Raw genomic sequence first — 16,920 nt, 5'->3', positions numbered from 1 at the left:
CGCTAAAACCTCCCATTTAAAAAGTCTTCAAGGCCTCTTTTTCTTAATACGCAGGCCGGGCATTCGCCGCATCCATCCGAAATCACACCGTTGTAGCAGGTTAATGTTTTTTCACGCACAAAATCCAATGCGCCTAATTCATCCGCAAGTGCCCATGTTTGTGCTTTGTTGATCCACATTAATGGGGTATGAATGACAAAATTATCGTCCATGGATAGATTCAAGGTAACATTTAGTGATTTAATAAAAATATCACGACAATCTGGGTAGCCACTGAAATCTGTTTCACACACACCTGTGACTAAATGCTTGGCTCCAACTTGGCGAGCTAAAACACCAGCAAAAGTTAGGAATAATAGGTTACGACCTGGCACAAATGTGGAGGGAAGTTCCCCTTCACCGCCATCAGTCACTTCAATATCTGAACGCGTTAACGCATTAGGGGCTAATTGATTTAGTAAGGCCATATCTAAAATATGGTGTTTTACACCAAGTTCATTGGCTATATTTTTGGCACATTCAATTTCTAAACTATGCCTTTGATTGTAATCAAATGTAACGACTTCTACTTCTTTAAATTGTTTTAATGCCCAAAATAAACAAGTGGTGCTGTCTTGTCCACCACTAAATACAACAATGGCCTTCTCATTTTTCAACATTTCTCTCTTTACTTCCTTTCAAATAGAAAAAACAGTACCCCAAGATAGAAGTACTGCTTCATCTTAGTTTTTTTAATGAGGGGGGCTAGAACCTCGTTTGCATAAATGCAATTATATATTAATTTCTATGACTAAATGATTATAAACTATTATCTTAATTTTTTCACCTATTTATCGACAAATTGTGCATTCTTTTCTTTCAAGGTTCTGATTTCACCCATACAACTCAATGAATGTTATGCTTTCTGAAATTACCGCCCTTCACCTCTGCTACGTCATATACAGTAACAAAGGATTTCGGATCCAGTTCATTAATGATTTCTTTTAACTTTGTTTCTTCTAAGCGGTTAATGACACAGGTGATTTCTTTAAATTTTTCATGGGAAAAGCCCCCATAAGCTTCTTTATACGTTGCACTTCGACCTAAACGATCACGGATGGTCTCTACCATTATTTCTGGCTGAGTGGTGATAATATTGAAGGTTTTAGAGCCGCTTAACCCTTCTTCGACAATGTGAATCACTTTCGAAGCAATAAAGTAAGCGATAGCCGACAGAATCGCCCCTTGTAAACCAAATGCGATGGATACAAAAATAAATACAAATATATTTAAGAAAAGAATGAGATCACTTGTACCAAACGGTAATTTTCGCGATAGGAGGACTGCCAGCATATCAATTCCATCTAAGGCACCACCATTACGTAAGGCTAACCCCATCCCAAATCCAAGGATAATACCGCCAACCACTGTTACTAACAAAGTATCCCCCTCAATAATAGCAGGCGTATGGTGCAAGAGACTTGTTCCAACCGCTAGGGAAGCGATCCCGATAATCGAAAATAAGGCGAAGCTTTTTCCAATTTGCTTATATCCTAACCAGATAAAAGGAATGTTGATAACAGCAATTAACACACCTAATGGAAAATCAAATAGTTCTGAACCAACGATACTAAGGCCCGTCACTCCTCCATCAGATACGTTATTTGGAATTAGAACCGTTTCTAGTCCATAGGCAGCGATTAATCCCCCGATAATGACCATTAATCCGCGTAGAATAAATTTTAGTTTATTAGGTTTATGTGTTTTGTTTGTAGTCATATATTTCCTCTCTTCCCTATACTTATCATCTCTATGGATTTAATCAACTCATAAATTTACATCGATCTGAGTGGTAATTAAATCTTCTTTTGTTATTCCTAAAAATTTTAATGTCTCCGCTGGTGTTGAATGGTTAAAGTGTTTTTGTAGTAGTGCAATCGAGACACCTTGTTTAAAGGCATGAAATCCGAAGGTTTTCGCGAGTGAATTAGTCCCAATCTTCCCTTCAATGCCCACCTTCACAGCTGCTTCATGAATGATTCGATACGCCTGCTGTCGTGTAATCGGCTGCTTGAACTTACGAGATTGGAATAAATATATTTGTTGTTCGCTGTCGACCTGGTCTAAGTAGGACTTTACTGCTTCTTTCACTTTTTTGTTCAAATATACAGACTTCCTCCTTTCACTCTCCAGTTCAGAGTAATGATAAAAATCCTTCATTTCACCATCACTATTAAAAAGTTCCTTTACCTTAATCAAAAGCAGTTCAGATATTTTAAGCCCAGTATTAATTCCAACTACAAACAATAAATAATCCCTGTATGAATGTTCTTTAAGGTAATTTTTCAATACATTTATTTGTTCTAAGTCTCTGAGTGCATCCACGGTTTCCAACGAATCATTACTCCTTCAATGTTACTTAACTCAAGTATAATTTATATTTGAGTAACATTCAAATCTAACGCATATAAATTAGCTGATTTAAATATCATCTGAAAATGGAAGGACAAGTATACTAGTCCCTTCCAAAACGAAAAAAGGCCTTAGCCCTTATTAAATAGAGCTAAAGCCTCATTCGTATGAAGATTATTTCCAAGCAGTACAATTAATGATGTTCCAGAAATTTTGAAACTGACCGAATAGACCGTATTAGAATTGGTCCAATTAATTCAGCTATATCCAAAGAAATATCAAGGATCTCCCACCATATGGATTCCTTCCCTTCTTCTTTCCTCTTGTCTCTTCGGGCTTTTCTTTTCTCTTTAAATGTATTCACCATACTCTCTCCCATCTCTTCTATTTCTCACGATTTAAATCAAAACATTTTTTTAAGGAGCGATCAGAAATCATTAGAAAGGCTTTCTATAGTTAATAAAATCCATTATTTTTTGAAAACCAAAGGGTAAAACGCTTGCCACTAATAAACCAATTACAATTGAAGAAGTAGATAAAATAATGCATTTCCGAAGTGATATATCATTCTTCCTAAAGGCGTAAATAAATACCTTCATCATAGAAAAGACAGTAATAGATATTATAATAGCTGAAAACACACTTGCTAAAATTACCTCCATTATGTACCTCCTTTATAAACCCGATTAAATTAACCAGTAGCCTGCACTACAAACTTTTATCCATATTATAACAATAATATCTTAACTCCCGAACTAATAACTTCTCCCTCCCAAATATTCAGCTGCACCCTGACCTATTTTTCTCTTACTCAAGTTTAATAAGAAGGAAATTGGCAATACTTTCATGTTTTACGCTTAGCAATTGATTGTTATAATGGTGGCTACGCATACATAGGAGGATATCCCAATGACCACATTTGAAAAATTAAAGCCAATTATTGCCGATCAACTCGGTGTTAAAATGGAGAATATCAAACTAGAGGCATCATTTAAAGAAGACTTCGAAGCTGATTCACTTGATATGGTGAACCTGACGATGGAAATTGAAGATGAATTCGCAATTGAAATAAGTGAAAAAACCGCAGCAACTCTTCAAACTGTCGGTGATGTTGTAAAATATATTGAAAACCGATAAAGAATAAGAAAGGCGGATATCCGATGGCAAACGGACTCTTGATTCTATAGGTAAACGTATGAAGAAGGGATCCGCCAAAAATCTTTTCCACAAAGGGGCTTAATTGAAGAAACACTCCAAGCAGCAACAGATGAAGGCTAAATTGTAATTTTGTCTTTATAAAGATTATATATCCGCAAATAACATACCACAGCATATAAAGTACACAAACATCCACTTATTAAACTACTAGTGAATATCATTCGTCCTCCTACAGTTGGTGAATGAAATAAAAAGGAACTAAACAAAAATAAAACCACGCCTAAAATAGATAAATAAAACGCAAACCATTTATTTTTGTCCTTTAATGTATAGAACCCAATTAGAATGAACAAATATAATCCACTTATTTGCATAATCAAAGGAAAAGTGGGTTGAAATTTTTTAGCGTATACAAAATAATCTAATTGTGATATATCGCTATTGTTAAGTATTTGTCCATTCAATAATTGAGAAATTGGCGTTGAATACTTCCATTCCCATCGATTATCTAAAATTGCACTTCCTTCATACCAAGTAATAGTCGTTGAGAAAACCAGTCCCATAATGGCGATTCCGAACTGAATCAGACGCGATAACATAGAACTCCCCCTTACCTTAAATCCTACAGCAATCCCCCCTATCATACCATTTAATTCCAATTAATTCCTACAATCCGAAATCGTAAATAAATAATTGTATTTGACCATTTAAGTTGTTGGTATATCATATAATTGTCAAATATATATAAATTATTTTCAATTAGGGGCGATTGAGATGAAAAAAATCTTTTTCATAGCTGTACTCTGTTTAGGGTTAGTTGGTGTAATTTATTTTTTGTCATCACTCCCTATTAGTCCAACTAAACCTGCAATCTCTGCTAAACCCTCTATTCCTACTTCGTCCTTAGAAGAAAGCATCTGTGAAAGAGTAAATGCACAATTTGGAGATTGCAAGAGAGTTTTATTGTTTGATGCTAATTCAAAATTAGTTTTTGTCGAGAATAGTACCGGAATCTTTCCTGTTCTTACAAACAAAGACTATACAAAATTTAATAAATTCATTTTCCCAATGATGGACTTCCTGGAGTTCAAGGAGGAGAAAGTCGAACGAGGACCAATAGACTGGCGTGCAAAAAATAATGTCCAAAAGAATTTTTCCCTTATATACGGTTTTGCCGAAGACGAGGCGAAGACCATTGTAATAAATAGTGAAGGCAACATCCAGCCAAACAGGTTTTTCGTTCGTGATAACTTGTGGGTTTGGTATGTTATGATCCAGAAAGATAAAGTTAAATTGCCGGTTAAGGTAACAGTTTATGATTCAAATGGTGAAATTATTTTCGGGGGAAATGAGAAAGAAGAATGAAGGGTAGCCCTCAATTTCATTATCCGCGCCTGTAAAACGAAATGTTTTTGGCAATCAATAATGTCGATCAAAACACGTTGAGTTAACCCAGCGTGTTTTTTGTCATTTTCCTACAAATACTTCTGTCTATTTTAATCTATCAATTTCTATGTAATTTCATAAAGTTTACTTAAAATCTATAAACCTCTAAACAGAACAGATGTTTTGGTGTAAAATAGTTATTGCCGTTTTGTTTTACAACATAAATAATTAATAGAGGTGGAATTAGTTTGAATGGTACATCACACGCAGTAATTGGTGCAGCAACAGGATTTATTGTTGCTAATACATTTCATACTTCTCCTTCTGCAACACTCTTGTTTGTAGGATTAGGAGGCGTCTCAGGATTAATGCCAGATCTTGATATTGACGGGAAGCTTCGTGGAAAAATTACTTTGTCGCATAAGGTGATTCAATTTTCTGCGATGATCATTGGAGTGATCATGATTCTATATAGTTTGTTTGAAAAAACAACGACAGAAAGATGGCTGGGGATTGGAATCGGATGTTTGATTGTATTGGTTGCATCCTTCATTAAACAAAGACATATGTTAACCATTACAGGAATTGCTGTCCTGGCTGCCGGATTCTCTTTAGGGGAACTATGGTTAATTCTCCTAGGGATTTATATAGTCATTGCGTCCTTTACTTCTCATCGCAGCTATACCCATTCAATTTTAGGCATTGTTTTCTTTGGGGTTATTGCTTCCAACTTACAAGCTTCACTAGGGATTGATGGGGTTTTCTATTCCTGTTTATTAGGTTACATCAGTCACATAATAGCGGATTTAAAAATACTTCCATTCAATAAACGTGGGATTAAGTTGTTCTTACCACTGACATCCAAGGAACTATGACTCTGACAAAGTGTTTCTTCGTTTGTTTTACATATTTTTAAATATAATTGAAATTTATTTATTTCTTCAATATACTTTAAAAACTTCATCTTACTCGTTGCTTAATAAAATCTACTAAAAAAGCGTTAATCCTTATTGGATTAACGCATAATACTTAGTTTCTATTGTATTATTCCGATGGCATTTCGTTAAAGAACGCTACGTCCTCAATAGGAAGACGTGTCGTAGGATGTCCTGGTTTTGTTGCTTTCCCAATAGCAATGAGCATAACCGGAACAAACTGTTCGGAAATTCCGAAAGCTTCTACAAACTTCGCTTTATCATAACCTCCCATTGGAACAGTGTCGTAACCTTTGGAACGGGCGACAAGCATGAGCTGCATCGAAATAAGACCACCATCCGTATATACGATTTGGCGAGCCACTTCATGCGGTAAGTTTGAGTACATGCCAACAGTTCGCTCGATAAATGATTTAGCCGTATCAGCCGGCATAAAGCCTGCTTCAACTGCCTGCCCATAAATTTTCTCGGCTTTCTTGTAGCTTTCCACATCACCAAGCACAGCAATAACGGCAGAAGCTTCGACTACTTGTTGTTGGTTAAACGCGATTGGCAATAGCTTTTCTTTCAACTCCGGTTTATCGATAACTAGAAACCGCCATGGTTGTAGATTCGAAGACGAAGGAGCCAACGTTGCTAGCTCCAGCATTTCGGTCATTTCTTCACGTGAAATCTGGACTGTTTGATTATATGAACGAACAGATCGACGTTCACGGATCACATCTACGAACATTTGCTGTTCGACCCTATCTATAGTTTGAGAGTTTGACATCATAATTCCTCCTAGTAATGATAGTTTACCTCGTCTCTACTACGAATATTTTAAGGAAAATTCATGTATAGTAAGAGTTATTAACCCTATCATGTTTAATATGATATAAGATACTTCTACACTATTATTTGCATCTTACTAAGTAACCTTACTCACATTGAACCGATTTGTCAAAAAAAATGCAACAGTAACCTTACCCATTAACTCTGCTACTACCCTTTCATTTGGGAGTCGATATCCACTACTTAAGGAGGGAGCGTCAGGAAAATGCGGCTTTACAATGTTAAGGAAATTCTAAAATAAATAGCCCAATTTCTCTGCAATAAAATTGAGAAATTAGGCTTTTTCGTTACTCGATAAACTCGACTGGTTTCAAAAAAATCTATACCTGCCACTCCAATGAAAAAATAAAGTACTTTAGCAATCTATTTTCCAACTAATAAAGGAATGGTACTTCCAAAATAAATGGAGAATACCCCTTCGTTGATCTTTTTTATACTCTTGTTTGTTCAGGAGTTGTAGCAAATTTTAGCTTGATGAATATATATAGTAATAGTAAATATTATTAGACTAGCTGGAGATGATGATATTGGAACCTAAATGGCTGGATTGGGCGAAACAACTTCAATCCATTGCACAGGCGGGATTAACGTATTCAAAAGATGTTTATGACTTGGAGAGATTTGAAATCATAAGAAATATAAGCGTTGACATTTTAGCACATTACACAAGTATGGACAGGCCTGTGATCAAAGATTTATTTGCAGGTGAAACTGGCTATGCAACTCCAAAGGTTGATATTAGGGCAGTAGTCTTTAAGGATGATAAAATACTGATGGTCCGGGAAAATACCGATGGTAACTGGGCATTACCTGGCGGCTGGGCTGACATTGGACATACCCCAAGTGAAGTCGCTGTTAAAGAGGTAAAAGAAGAATCGGGATTTAATGTGAATCCGATCAAAGTATTAGCTGTAACCGATAAAAAGTGCCATCCACACCCTCCTTCTGCTTTTCATGTTTATAAAATATTTATTCAATGTGAAATAATTGGCGGGGTGCCAGCTAAAGGAATTGAAACAAGTGAAGTAAAGTTCTTTGCTGAAAACGAACTGCCTACTCTGTCAACAGCTCGAAATACAAAGTCACAAATTGAGATGGCTTTTAAATACTTAAAAAATCCCCATGAAGCCGTTTATTTTGATTAAGTTTAATTTAGAATGCTACTTCCTTTTTTAATCATTAAATGTTTTAGACCAAGATATATTTGAAATCCCTCAAAATACATCTTGGTTTTAATTTGAACTTCACTCTTTATCTTTATCATTTGTCCACTGCATCCTAATAGATTCTCTGAATTGGTCCATATTAAAGTTTTTACCTGGACAAGTTTTTGTGACCCCTTTTAATTCACGATGTCCCAAAATGCGAGTAGTTGATAAATTAAATTGATGTAATAGGAAAATGCATAATTTACTCAATGATTTCAGCTGCTCTTCTGATGGAGTTTGAATATCAAAATTACCAGCTAGACAAATACCTATTGATTTTTCATTATATGAATAGGCGTGTGCTCCAACATGATATCCTCTTCCTTTAATAATTTCACCATTTTCCTCAATAAAAAAATTGTATCCTATTCCACTCCATCGACGATGATTCTGATGAAATCTATGCGTCATATGAATATCCCAACCTATTTCTTCTGTATGGTGTACTATGACGTACATGACAACTTTTAAAGCAAGAAGCTGTTCTTTAAATGATAAATTAATATCTTTAATCCATCCCGGTTCAACTTTCATGTAGACCTCTCCTCATCACATAAGCTGAATCATGATCCCCGTCTTATCATCTGAGCGAAGATTATTCCTTTTCTCATATTGTTCTAATTCACAAGAATATACTTGTAAACCGTTAGTATGTATCCTTTTAAATGTTTCTTCCATTGAATAGTTTGGATGAAAAAGTCCATCTGTTATCATTAATAATGTTTTGATTTCACTGATATTTACTAGACCATGCTGAATAAAATGTAAAACTTCTTTTTTTCCATTAGCTACAGTGTAACCATATTCCTTATTAGCTAATGAACGATTAAAGATAAGCTGATGAGTACGATCCTGATAATACTCCTCATCTGGAATGTTAATTCCTTGCTTTCTTTGTTCTTCACGCCATGCCTTCGCCCTATAACTTATATCCTTCACAGTATCCCTTGTTAAGGCTTTTATGGTTCCGTTTTGATACTCAGCAATGATCATACAATCACCAAGCTGAGCATAAGAAATCTTTCCGTCTTTTTCAATCTTTATTATTGCAGCACATGTTGACCAAAGATTTTCATATTTTTCCTGATTCACCTGGTATTTTTCCATGTGTTCTCTCAACATTCTATTAGCAGCCATGATTCCTTCAACTAATGAAAGGTTACTTTGGTAGAGTCTAAAGAAATAATCTTTAAATATATTAGATGCTAGATATGCACCGGTCATTCCGTTTTCATCTTGGAATGGCATTAATGGAGTTGCCCCATCAAAAACCCCATAAACATTTATCTTTTCATTTAATACGATTGAATCTTCACTTACACTTTTATGAGGGGAAGCCCTAAAAAAAGTCTCAACTTTCATTGGTTGTCCACCTACTTTTTTATAAAAATTAACAGAAAAGCGATTAATTATATAAAACATGATATGAATTAATGTGAAATTTTAATACTGATGCCCCAATTTGCCTATATTGCTTGTGGAACCCTATCTTTTGGTCTGATTTAAACCATGTGAACCGTCCCTGTGGATTTTGTTCATTAACAAATAAGTTCTATTAAAAAAGCGTTAATCCTACTTGGATTAACGCAAAAGTACGTATCGATAGCAACTCAAAAAAAAACGAATACAGTCTTTTCCTGTAAGACCCCCAATTTAACCATCGTAAATTCAAATAAGCGGGGTATTATTTATCACAATTTATTTGTTTAGTAATCTACTTATTGCTTCGTCTTTAAATTTTGTATTGTCCATCGCTTCGTGCGTATTATCTGCAATATTTAATCCTACAACACCTAAAATAATTAGAATAATAGAACCAACTTTAAGTAAGGAAATGTGTTCTTTAAAAAAGAATAACCCCACCATAGCTATGGTTGCGGTTCCAATACCTGACCAGATGGCATACGCTACACTTATATCAATTTTTTTGAGTGACAGTGTCACAAGAGATAAACTCAATCCATAGAAAACAAAAATAGCTATTGAAGGAAATAACTTGGTGAAACCTTGCGAAAGTTTCATGGACGTTGTTCCAATAATTTCAGCACATATACCTAAAATCAAATAAAACCAACTCATCATATCTACTCCTTCACTTGGGCTAACAAACAAAAGAAACGAATAAAGTATATTTATCCGTTTCCGAATCCTTGTAAAAGAAAATGTTAATAAGGAGAATCTCCTGCAATGGTTACACGTTCCGCTAAACGCTCGTAAGGATAATAATCTGAAACAGCATAATGCTGAGTAGCACGATTATCCCAGAAAGCGATGGAATGAGGTTGCCAATGAAAACGAACCTGATATTCAGGTATATGTGTTTGCCGAAATAAAAATTCCAGCAATTCTTCCTCTCATCCTCATCAAGTCCAATGATTCTGGTCGTAAATGAAGGATTGACAAAAAGCAGCTGGTTACATTAGTAATCTAATAGCCGATTTAAAATACTTCGATTTAATAAACGGGGTGTTAAGCTGTTCTTACCACTGTCTTCCAAGGAACTATGAAAAAAATATCTGTGTCTTTGGAGGAAATGGAAAGAAATAGTGAGTGGTTTACATCATCGGAAAAGCCTAAAAAAATCCCGTGTTCCTTTTCTTATCGCAAAACGTGAATTCACAGTTAAATATTGTAAAGGACAATGCGTATCAATTTGCACCGTATTTCCGGTGCTATTTGTTTATAAACAAATAGCCCAGTCTCATATGAACCTAAACTACACCCAGTCTTAAATTCAAAGACATTTTTAACTAAAGCACCTAGTTACTTTAAGTACGATACACCATAAATTTACTCTCAACAAAAAAGGCAATGTCCATTAAACATCGCCAAAATAGTTCTAGAATATATTAATCTTCTGTTCCTAAAACATCTGTATTTGGGGGCTCATAACCCATCTGACGGAGCATGGCTACTATTTGTCCCTTATGATGAACCTCGTGAGTAATGGTGTGCATTAGCAATTTACGGGGTGTAATAGATAATAGTTCAGATGCTTCTCTCCAAGGGATTTCTCTATCAATTTGCACATTTAATTTATGTCCAAATTGTTCAAATAATTCATTTACTATTGAATCTACTTGTTCAAATCGTGCTATTATTTCCTCTAAACCGAGATTATGTAATTCTTCCCTTGGAGTAAGTGGTTTATTTGTCTTCAGCAAAACAAATGAGCCAAGCCATGCAACATAGCAATCTGCTATATGAACCAATGTGTCTCTTACACTTTGCCACCCGAAACCATTTGTATGAGTAAAATGATTAGAATCTATTTTCCTACAAAAATCTAACAGAGTTCCTCTAGTCTGCCGAACCCATCTATATTCGTGTTGAAGCATCCAAACACCCACCTTTAACAAATAAACTTTCATACTCTATACATGTATGGAAAGACCTTTCTTTACTAATTATTCATTTATTAAAAAAAAAGACTATTTCATATGGTTAGAATTCTTATTAAACTAAATACAAAATAATAAAATGGTTCGCAGAAGCATTCCCCTCTTTAACATAAGCACAAGTTACTTCAATAAGAAAAGTCGCCGAGAATGGCAGCTGGAATTATAATTATAAATGCTTTAAAATCTCCTTAGCGTAACATATCTCCCCTTCAAAGGGTCTTTCTGCCAATCGAATTAAGTCGTACTTTAACAACAGTCTTGGGCATTGACGGAAACAGCTCATTCATTTCGTTAGGACCAATCAACGCCACTCCAAGAGGATTGTAACTTTCGCAACAGAACAATTTGGCCGAGATGATACGTATCGTGCATCATGATATTGCTGAGTAAACGCTCAATAGAGTAACTGTTAGCTGCATACGGAGCTGTTAACTTTTCATCGTCAAGGTCCGCAATGACCGTTTTTAATTTATTCATGACTTCATAAAGGCGCTGCACTGTCTGGGTCCACCCAATTTCGTCTTCTGGATCTCCTGGATTTCCAAAGGTTTCATCATTGCCTTCTGCTTTATGCGGATTCTCTGTGCCCTTAATTCGATGGATTACGTCTTCATTCCAAAATATCAAGTGGTTGACAATCTGCCAAATCGAATTGCTGATTCCCGAACTTGTCCATGCTGCCTCAGCTGCGACGACTCCATGAAGCGCCTGATCCATAGATGCAAACCACTCATTCTCATAGCAATGCATGTCGAGTTGTTCTAAAAACATTTTGGATACAACTTGCATAAAATCAATCTCCTCACTTTTTAGTTTTTAAACGTCGATTTTCAATCATAACATCCCCCAAAAAATCAGTACTTTTATTATGTATTCAAGATTATAGAAAAATATCCTTCTTACGTTAACCTGCTCTGTTAGCTTAACAATAAAAAAGGATGCCGCAGCAACCCTTAATCTTCTACTATTGCACTTGTTAATTGAGGAAACATTAGATTTTGGAAGTCCTAAAACCTTTTACTACATATCCTAAGAAAATTGCAATTACTATTGAAAACCAATGGAGAAACCCAATCATTAGTGAAAGCAGACCTACTCCTAAGTCATCACTTTTATAGGGATTTGATAAAATTTTGTACCAAATTGGTGAAAGTAACATTTGATATACCAAATATGGAATAAACGGAATTAAAAATAAAATATACCACCTTCCCAATTCAACTCTTGAGTTCATATACCCATACGGCAGAATTAAAAATATTGCTACACCTAAAGTAGTATAAATATTTATCAAGTTATCATTCTTGTACAGATAGTCCATCCAAAATGTGCCTATTATCATGTATAAAATAAAAAAAATATTGACCCAAACTATTTCCTTCCAATCCACTTTTCTCTTTATCATAACTCCAACTGCCCTCACAACTTATTCACCTTATTATTAATAAGTTTTATCTAATATTCTTGTTAAATAGTTCATACTCCTTCTTTTACTAACATGCTTCGTTAGCACAACAACAAAAAAGACCGCCGCAGCGATTATCGTCCTTAACAAAGCCTCCGTTAGTTAAACAAGCATTATATTAACTCACCGTACATTTCATATCTACATAAAAATTCATGTATTTCTTTTTTCACACGTTGCATATCTCCAAATCCATCAACAGCCATTTCATAGTCTGCGTCTAATCCATTTATTTTTGAAAATATTTCATCTTCAATATTTCGTTCCCAAGCTAATCTATACATCAAAGTGACCATTTGTTGAATTTCGATTTCTTTTTTCTCAAATGATTTGCACAGAAGACCTAAAATAACTTTTGATGCAGTTTCTATGTAATTTCCTCTGGTAATTTCACTTAACAAGCTGATAACGTCATCGATTTTTTTAGTACTCGATAACGAAACTTCGTACAATTGATTAGGAATTTCAGAAGAGTCCAATTGTAATATGGTTAAATCAACCCATTCAACTACTTTAGGAATTTTAAAATACCCTATACCCAATCCAAGTTGGTATACAGCCGCCTTCCCCGATAAGTTCAGCATTCTTTAACTCCACCGCTCACTAAATAATTTCCTTTAATTCTAGCATATTGTACTTCAACTAACCTGCTCCTCTAGTGCAACAAGAAAAAGAACCGCCGAAGCGATCCACATCTTAAACTCTTGCACCCGATAGTTTAAGTACAATGTTTCAGAAACTTTCAGAAAAAAAAACTAATTAGTGTACTTTCAGCACTTTATAACATTCGTCTGTTTAATATAATTACTTCTATTCTTTCGTCAGGATAATAACATTGTCAGGTCGAACAGTTCCTGGCAAAAGAAGTGTATCCATAAAGTTATTTTTAAAAGGTAAATGGTTCCAGGGTTTTATCGCAAAATATGCTTCAATAAAACTGCTAAGTGTAGATTCTTGATAAATCTTTAAACCTACTCCAGTATTGCCGCTATGTTCAAGAACATTGAAATTTTCTATGACCAATGAATGCCTACCTAATACTTTCCATTTGCCGCTGTTTAAATCAAATAAATTTTTCACTGTCATAACTGATATAACGTTCGATTGAACAATATCCTCTTTTGCTTTTATTTCTTTACTCCGACAATCAAATATAGCACAAGTAACAGAAGATTTTTTATTTTGATGCCATATTACCTGTCCATACCCAAATGTCCTATCCGATAATGGAATGGCAAATATATCACCTTCTTGCCATTTTTGTGATTTAGGACGTTTCCAGGTTGTCAGAACTTTTCTTGCTTCTTCGATATGTTCTGAAATTAGTTCTTGACGAAATGGTGGTATCGCTAATTCATTAATTATTATTGCCACTTCAAAAATACTATTGCCTTGTTTTGAATTTGCATTAATAAATACACAGCCAGCTTCAGTGTCGATTTTTATTTTTTTATAAATGTCTCTATCCTTGTTTTTCAAAGTATTGCGTAATTTTTCTTCAGCTTCATAATTTGTTACTAAACCCAATTCCTCACCTAAGCTTTGTGCAATCATAAAACTGGGATTAATTGCATCAGGAAGATGAATTTTAACTATTCCAATATCTAAAGTCAAATTTTCACTATCAACCATATTAGACCTCCCGACACACATATTATATTTGATTCTATTACAAAAAAAAGAACTAAAACAAGGGGCAAGGTTGTTCAACTATCCTGCAACGTTAGTATAGCAACACTAAGGGACCGCTGCAGCGATCCTCATAAAAAGACCGCCGAAGCGGTCCATCTTGAACTCTTGCACCCGTTTGCCATTCATGAAGCGAAAAAATAATCGCTTCACCATAAAGGTCCATCCTGTTTTACCGATTAACTAACATTTCTGCTCCTTTGGCAGTTATCTTTGTCCCGGCCCGTCCTTTGCCTTTTACAATCAAGCCGTTTGATTCCAGAAAATCCAGTCGTTTCCTAACCTGCTGTGGTGATAGAGGCCGATTTGCTTTATGGCTTTGATAGGAAATCCAATCGCGGCTTGCTGCTTTTCCTGTTTCATTGCATTTATTTATTAGGTCTAAAATATACAAATATTCACTGTTTTCAAGTACACTTTCGGCCAGCGGCGCTGATATGGTTTCAAAATGATCATGGTGCTGTAAGCTGTTCATCGGAATTTCCTTTTCGGTGATGAGATTGTTTTCGCATACGGTCAGCATATAATCAATATTGCTTTTTAACTCACGAATATTTCCTGGCCACTCATACTGTAACAGGCGGTCCATGACTCCCTGCTCCATTTTTACCCATTTTCCACTTTTCCTGATAAAATGATGCACGAGCAAAGGAAGGTCGCTTTTGCGCTCCCTTAAAGGCGGTATGGAAAAATGAAGGACATTAAGGCGATAAAATAAGTCTGACCGGAACGTGCCTTCTTGAATTTTTTCTTGGATATTTTTATTAGTAGCGCTAATTATTCGAACGTTAATCGGAATGATTTTATCTCCCCCAATTCTACGAATCTCACTTTCTTGAAGGACCCGTAATAAATGGGATTGAAGTGTCATGCTGATATCTCCGATTTCATCTAAAAACAAAGTTCCGTTATCGGCGAGTTCAAAGAGTCCTTTTTTGCCCCCCCTCTGAGCACCCGTAAAAGCCCCTTCCTCATACCCGAATAATTCACTTTCCAGCAGACTTTCAGTTAATGCACTGCAATTCACGGCTAGAAAAGGTCCATTTTTTCTCATGGAATGAAGGTGCATGGCATTAGCGAAGAGCTCTTTTCCTGTCCCAGTTTCCCCAAGAATAAAAATCGGGTGTTCGGACAAGGCCAGTTTTTTCGCAATTTGTTTGCTATATATAATAGAGGGATGCTCCCCGATAATATCGTTTAAATCATATTTGGCCGTAAATCCTTTCATTTTTAGTTGCCTTTGGGCTGTTTTTTCAATTTCAAACGCTTGATTGACGCTTTTAAATGTAGCGACAATGGTATTTTCCGTGCTCATTTGGAAGCGGTAAACCACCACATCCACACCCTTAATATTAAAAAATGAACTAGTTTCCTTGCTGTTTAAGATAAAGTCCACCAATTCCTGCTGCAGAATTTTTTTTACGGGTTGATAAATCACTTCCTGAACTGATAGGTGGAACAGAGCCTCTAACCGATGATTAAAGACCGTTATTTCTTGATCTTGATTAATCGCAAGGATTCCGTCGTCCACCGAATCAACGACCTTCTGTAAATGATCCTTTAGTTGGTTCGTTTGTTGATCTGCGATAAGTAATTTTTTATGGAGTTCAATGATATTTCGAATATATCTCCCCGATATACTTGAAAAAATATCGGTACTCAAATTACAAAATTCTACTAGTTTCAAAATGGTTGTCATGTCAAAAAGCCGGACACGGACATCGATTACTTGCTTGATGAAGGGCGGACAAAGGTGCGTTTCCCCAGGAGAAACCGCAATTTCGATGCCTTCATAAAAGATTTGCTCCCTTCGAAAAGGGACAAACTGTACATGATCAATTCCATGCTGATATAGGGATTCAATGAAATCAATCGTTTCCGAGTAGTTATCGTTAACTAACAGGACTTTGGTGTGACTTGGAATTTGCAGAAGCTGATCGATATATTCATGATGGATTGTTCTTTTTCCGACAATAAAGTGGTCGCATAGAATGGCAGTTTGGGCATTTACTTCCGTTTTAATAGCTTCTGAGGAAAATAATATAATTGATTCATTTATTTGAGTTGGCAATCCTTCATCAACGGCATAGCTCTTGATCTCTGCATAGTCACCAAGCAATTGTTCAATCTGCTCATGCAGTCCTTTTCTGGTAGTCGTCCCTCCGGCTATCAATGTTATACATGGCTTATTCATGAAACCACCTCTACTTTTTAATTGGTTCAATAATACACCCATAAAGAACTATAAACAACCAAAAACAACAAGAAAATGAAAGAAAAACCAAGCAGAACCGTTTTTAAAACTGGCACAATACTTGCATTTATAAGAGCATGCATAAAAATTATGCAATTGTTTCTTAAATTTCACACGGAAGGAGTACCACTTAAGGGAGATTTTCAAAGGTTTACCAAAATGGAAACGCTATTATGAATGATTTTAGGAATGGAAACTA

The 16,920-nt window shown here is 35.5% G+C and carries 20 protein-coding genes and 1 pseudogene; 4 read left to right on the top strand and 17 right to left on the bottom strand.

Annotated elements, in window-relative coordinates; all coding sequences use genetic code 11:
• Window positions 1-2 precede the first annotated feature (2 nt).
• From queC to QNH17_RS13390, 5 genes are all read right to left on the bottom strand, one after another.
• Window positions 3-659 (bottom strand): 7-cyano-7-deazaguanine synthase QueC, encoded by a 657-nt coding sequence (gene queC, locus QNH17_RS13410; RefSeq protein ID WP_283879137.1) that lies wholly within the window; start codon window positions 657-659, stop codon window positions 3-5.
• 226 nt (window positions 660-885) lie between these two features.
• Window positions 886-1,758 (bottom strand): YitT family protein, encoded by an 873-nt coding sequence (locus QNH17_RS13405; protein WP_283879136.1) that lies wholly within the window; start codon window positions 1,756-1,758, stop codon window positions 886-888.
• A 48-nt stretch (window positions 1,759-1,806) separates the two neighbouring features.
• Window positions 1,807-2,373 (bottom strand): tyrosine-type recombinase/integrase, encoded by a 567-nt coding sequence (locus QNH17_RS13400; protein ID WP_283879135.1) that lies wholly within the window; start codon window positions 2,371-2,373, stop codon window positions 1,807-1,809.
• A 211-nt stretch (window positions 2,374-2,584) separates the two neighbouring features.
• Complete coding sequence (locus QNH17_RS13395; protein ID WP_283879134.1) at window positions 2,585-2,755, bottom strand: hypothetical protein; 171 nt, start codon at window positions 2,753-2,755, stop codon at window positions 2,585-2,587.
• A 73-nt stretch (window positions 2,756-2,828) separates the two neighbouring features.
• Window positions 2,829-3,053 carry a hypothetical protein gene (locus tag QNH17_RS13390; RefSeq protein WP_283879133.1) on the bottom strand — a complete coding sequence of 75 codons (225 nt, stop codon included), beginning with the start codon at window positions 3,051-3,053 and terminating at the stop codon, window positions 2,829-2,831.
• 247 nt (window positions 3,054-3,300) lie between these two features.
• Between QNH17_RS13390 and acpP the strand changes: the two genes are divergently transcribed.
• Window positions 3,301-3,528, top strand: coding sequence for an acyl carrier protein (acpP, locus tag QNH17_RS13385; RefSeq protein ID WP_283879132.1), 228 nt, complete (start codon window positions 3,301-3,303; stop codon window positions 3,526-3,528).
• Window positions 3,529-3,665: 137 nt separating this feature from the next.
• Here the strand turns inward: acpP and QNH17_RS13380 are convergent, their stop codons facing one another.
• Window positions 3,666-4,208 carry a YjdJ family protein gene (locus QNH17_RS13380; protein WP_283879131.1) on the bottom strand — a complete coding sequence of 181 codons (543 nt, stop codon included), beginning with the start codon at window positions 4,206-4,208 and terminating at the stop codon, window positions 3,666-3,668.
• A 115-nt stretch (window positions 4,209-4,323) separates the two neighbouring features.
• Here QNH17_RS13380 and QNH17_RS13375 point away from each other — a divergent pair, with 115 nt between their 5' ends.
• Both QNH17_RS13375 and QNH17_RS13370 read left to right on the top strand, forming a co-directional pair.
• Window positions 4,324-4,914, top strand: a complete 591-nt coding sequence (locus tag QNH17_RS13375; protein WP_283879130.1) for a hypothetical protein — start codon at window positions 4,324-4,326, stop codon at window positions 4,912-4,914.
• 269 nt (window positions 4,915-5,183) lie between these two features.
• Complete coding sequence (locus QNH17_RS13370; protein WP_283879129.1) at window positions 5,184-5,810, top strand: metal-dependent hydrolase; 627 nt, start codon at window positions 5,184-5,186, stop codon at window positions 5,808-5,810.
• A 169-nt stretch (window positions 5,811-5,979) separates the two neighbouring features.
• On the opposite strand, the gene QNH17_RS13365 is transcribed toward QNH17_RS13370, so the two are convergent.
• On the bottom strand, window positions 5,980-6,642 hold the full coding sequence (locus QNH17_RS13365; RefSeq protein ID WP_283879128.1) for a nitroreductase family protein: 663 nt from the start codon (window positions 6,640-6,642) through the stop codon (window positions 5,980-5,982).
• A gap of 589 nt (window positions 6,643-7,231) precedes the next feature.
• On the opposite strand from QNH17_RS13365, the gene QNH17_RS13360 reads away from it, so the two are divergent.
• Window positions 7,232-7,849, top strand: a complete 618-nt coding sequence (locus QNH17_RS13360; RefSeq protein WP_283879127.1) for an NUDIX hydrolase — start codon at window positions 7,232-7,234, stop codon at window positions 7,847-7,849.
• A 99-nt stretch (window positions 7,850-7,948) separates the two neighbouring features.
• Here the strand turns inward: QNH17_RS13360 and QNH17_RS13355 are convergent, their stop codons facing one another.
• The 10 genes and pseudogenes from QNH17_RS13355 to QNH17_RS13310 all read right to left on the bottom strand — a co-directional run bounded on the left by QNH17_RS13355 (window position 7,949) and on the right by QNH17_RS13310 (window position 16,661).
• The gene (locus tag QNH17_RS13355; RefSeq protein WP_283879126.1) at window positions 7,949-8,446 is read right to left on the bottom strand and encodes a peptidoglycan recognition protein family protein; all 498 of its coding nucleotides are present in this window, start codon (window positions 8,444-8,446) and stop codon (window positions 7,949-7,951) included.
• Window positions 8,447-8,461: 15 nt separating this feature from the next.
• Window positions 8,462-9,274 carry a protein phosphatase 2C domain-containing protein gene (locus QNH17_RS13350; RefSeq protein ID WP_283879125.1) on the bottom strand — a complete coding sequence of 271 codons (813 nt, stop codon included), beginning with the start codon at window positions 9,272-9,274 and terminating at the stop codon, window positions 8,462-8,464.
• A 336-nt stretch (window positions 9,275-9,610) separates the two neighbouring features.
• Window positions 9,611-9,991, bottom strand: a complete 381-nt coding sequence (locus QNH17_RS13345; RefSeq protein WP_283879124.1) for a DMT family transporter — start codon at window positions 9,989-9,991, stop codon at window positions 9,611-9,613.
• Between the two features lie 86 nt (window positions 9,992-10,077).
• Window positions 10,078-10,319: pseudogene (locus QNH17_RS13340) on the bottom strand (TauD/TfdA dioxygenase family protein); the annotation flags it as partial.
• Window positions 10,320-10,761: 442 nt separating this feature from the next.
• Window positions 10,762-11,250 (bottom strand): DinB family protein, encoded by a 489-nt coding sequence (locus tag QNH17_RS13335; RefSeq protein ID WP_283879123.1) that lies wholly within the window; start codon window positions 11,248-11,250, stop codon window positions 10,762-10,764.
• Between the two features lie 354 nt (window positions 11,251-11,604).
• The gene (locus tag QNH17_RS13330; RefSeq protein WP_283879122.1) at window positions 11,605-12,102 is read right to left on the bottom strand and encodes a DinB family protein; all 498 of its coding nucleotides are present in this window, start codon (window positions 12,100-12,102) and stop codon (window positions 11,605-11,607) included.
• A gap of 202 nt (window positions 12,103-12,304) precedes the next feature.
• Window positions 12,305-12,736 (bottom strand): hypothetical protein, encoded by a 432-nt coding sequence (locus QNH17_RS13325; RefSeq protein WP_283879121.1) that lies wholly within the window; start codon window positions 12,734-12,736, stop codon window positions 12,305-12,307.
• Window positions 12,737-12,891: 155 nt separating this feature from the next.
• Entirely contained in the window at window positions 12,892-13,362 is a 471-nt protein-coding gene (locus QNH17_RS13320) for a hypothetical protein (RefSeq protein ID WP_283879120.1), read from the bottom strand.
• Between the two features lie 226 nt (window positions 13,363-13,588).
• Entirely contained in the window at window positions 13,589-14,410 is an 822-nt protein-coding gene (locus QNH17_RS13315; RefSeq protein WP_283879119.1) for an Imm26 family immunity protein, read from the bottom strand.
• Between the two features lie 229 nt (window positions 14,411-14,639).
• Window positions 14,640-16,661, bottom strand: coding sequence for a sigma 54-interacting transcriptional regulator (locus tag QNH17_RS13310; RefSeq protein WP_283879118.1), 2,022 nt, complete (start codon window positions 16,659-16,661; stop codon window positions 14,640-14,642).
• Between the last annotated feature and the right edge of the window lie 259 nt (window positions 16,662-16,920).

The organism is Neobacillus sp. SuZ13, from assembly GCF_030123365.1.
Classification (GTDB): domain Bacteria; phylum Bacillota; class Bacilli; order Bacillales; family Cytobacillaceae; genus Neobacillus.
Note: the sequence above shows the minus strand (reverse complement) of the source record. Positions and strands in the feature narration are given on the sequence as shown.

Coding starts and splice junctions, on each gene's coding strand:
- QNH17_RS13315 (WP_283879119.1), bottom strand. CDS start 14,410: ATGGTTGATAGTGAAAATTTGACTTTAGATATTGGAATAGTTAAAATT.
- QNH17_RS13345 (WP_283879124.1), bottom strand. CDS start 9,991: ATGAGTTGGTTTTATTTGATTTTAGGTATATGTGCTGAAATTATTGGA.
- QNH17_RS13310 (WP_283879118.1), bottom strand. CDS start 16,661: ATGAATAAGCCATGTATAACATTGATAGCCGGAGGGACGACTACCAGA.
- QNH17_RS13390 (WP_283879133.1), bottom strand. CDS start 3,053: ATGGAGGTAATTTTAGCAAGTGTGTTTTCAGCTATTATAATATCTATT.
- QNH17_RS13365 (WP_283879128.1), bottom strand. CDS start 6,642: ATGTCAAACTCTCAAACTATAGATAGGGTCGAACAGCAAATGTTCGTA.
- QNH17_RS13350 (WP_283879125.1), bottom strand. CDS start 9,274: ATGAAAGTTGAGACTTTTTTTAGGGCTTCCCCTCATAAAAGTGTAAGT.
- acpP (WP_283879132.1), top strand. CDS start 3,301: ATGACCACATTTGAAAAATTAAAGCCAATTATTGCCGATCAACTCGGT.
- QNH17_RS13335 (WP_283879123.1), bottom strand. CDS start 11,250: ATGCTTCAACACGAATATAGATGGGTTCGGCAGACTAGAGGAACTCTG.
- QNH17_RS13355 (WP_283879126.1), bottom strand. CDS start 8,446: ATGAAAGTTGAACCGGGATGGATTAAAGATATTAATTTATCATTTAAA.
- QNH17_RS13405 (WP_283879136.1), bottom strand. CDS start 1,758: ATGACTACAAACAAAACACATAAACCTAATAAACTAAAATTTATTCTA.
- QNH17_RS13320 (WP_283879120.1), bottom strand. CDS start 13,362: ATGCTGAACTTATCGGGGAAGGCGGCTGTATACCAACTTGGATTGGGT.
- QNH17_RS13330 (WP_283879122.1), bottom strand. CDS start 12,102: ATGCAAGTTGTATCCAAAATGTTTTTAGAACAACTCGACATGCATTGC.
- queC (WP_283879137.1), bottom strand. CDS start 659: ATGTTGAAAAATGAGAAGGCCATTGTTGTATTTAGTGGTGGACAAGAC.
- QNH17_RS13375 (WP_283879130.1), top strand. CDS start 4,324: ATGAAAAAAATCTTTTTCATAGCTGTACTCTGTTTAGGGTTAGTTGGT.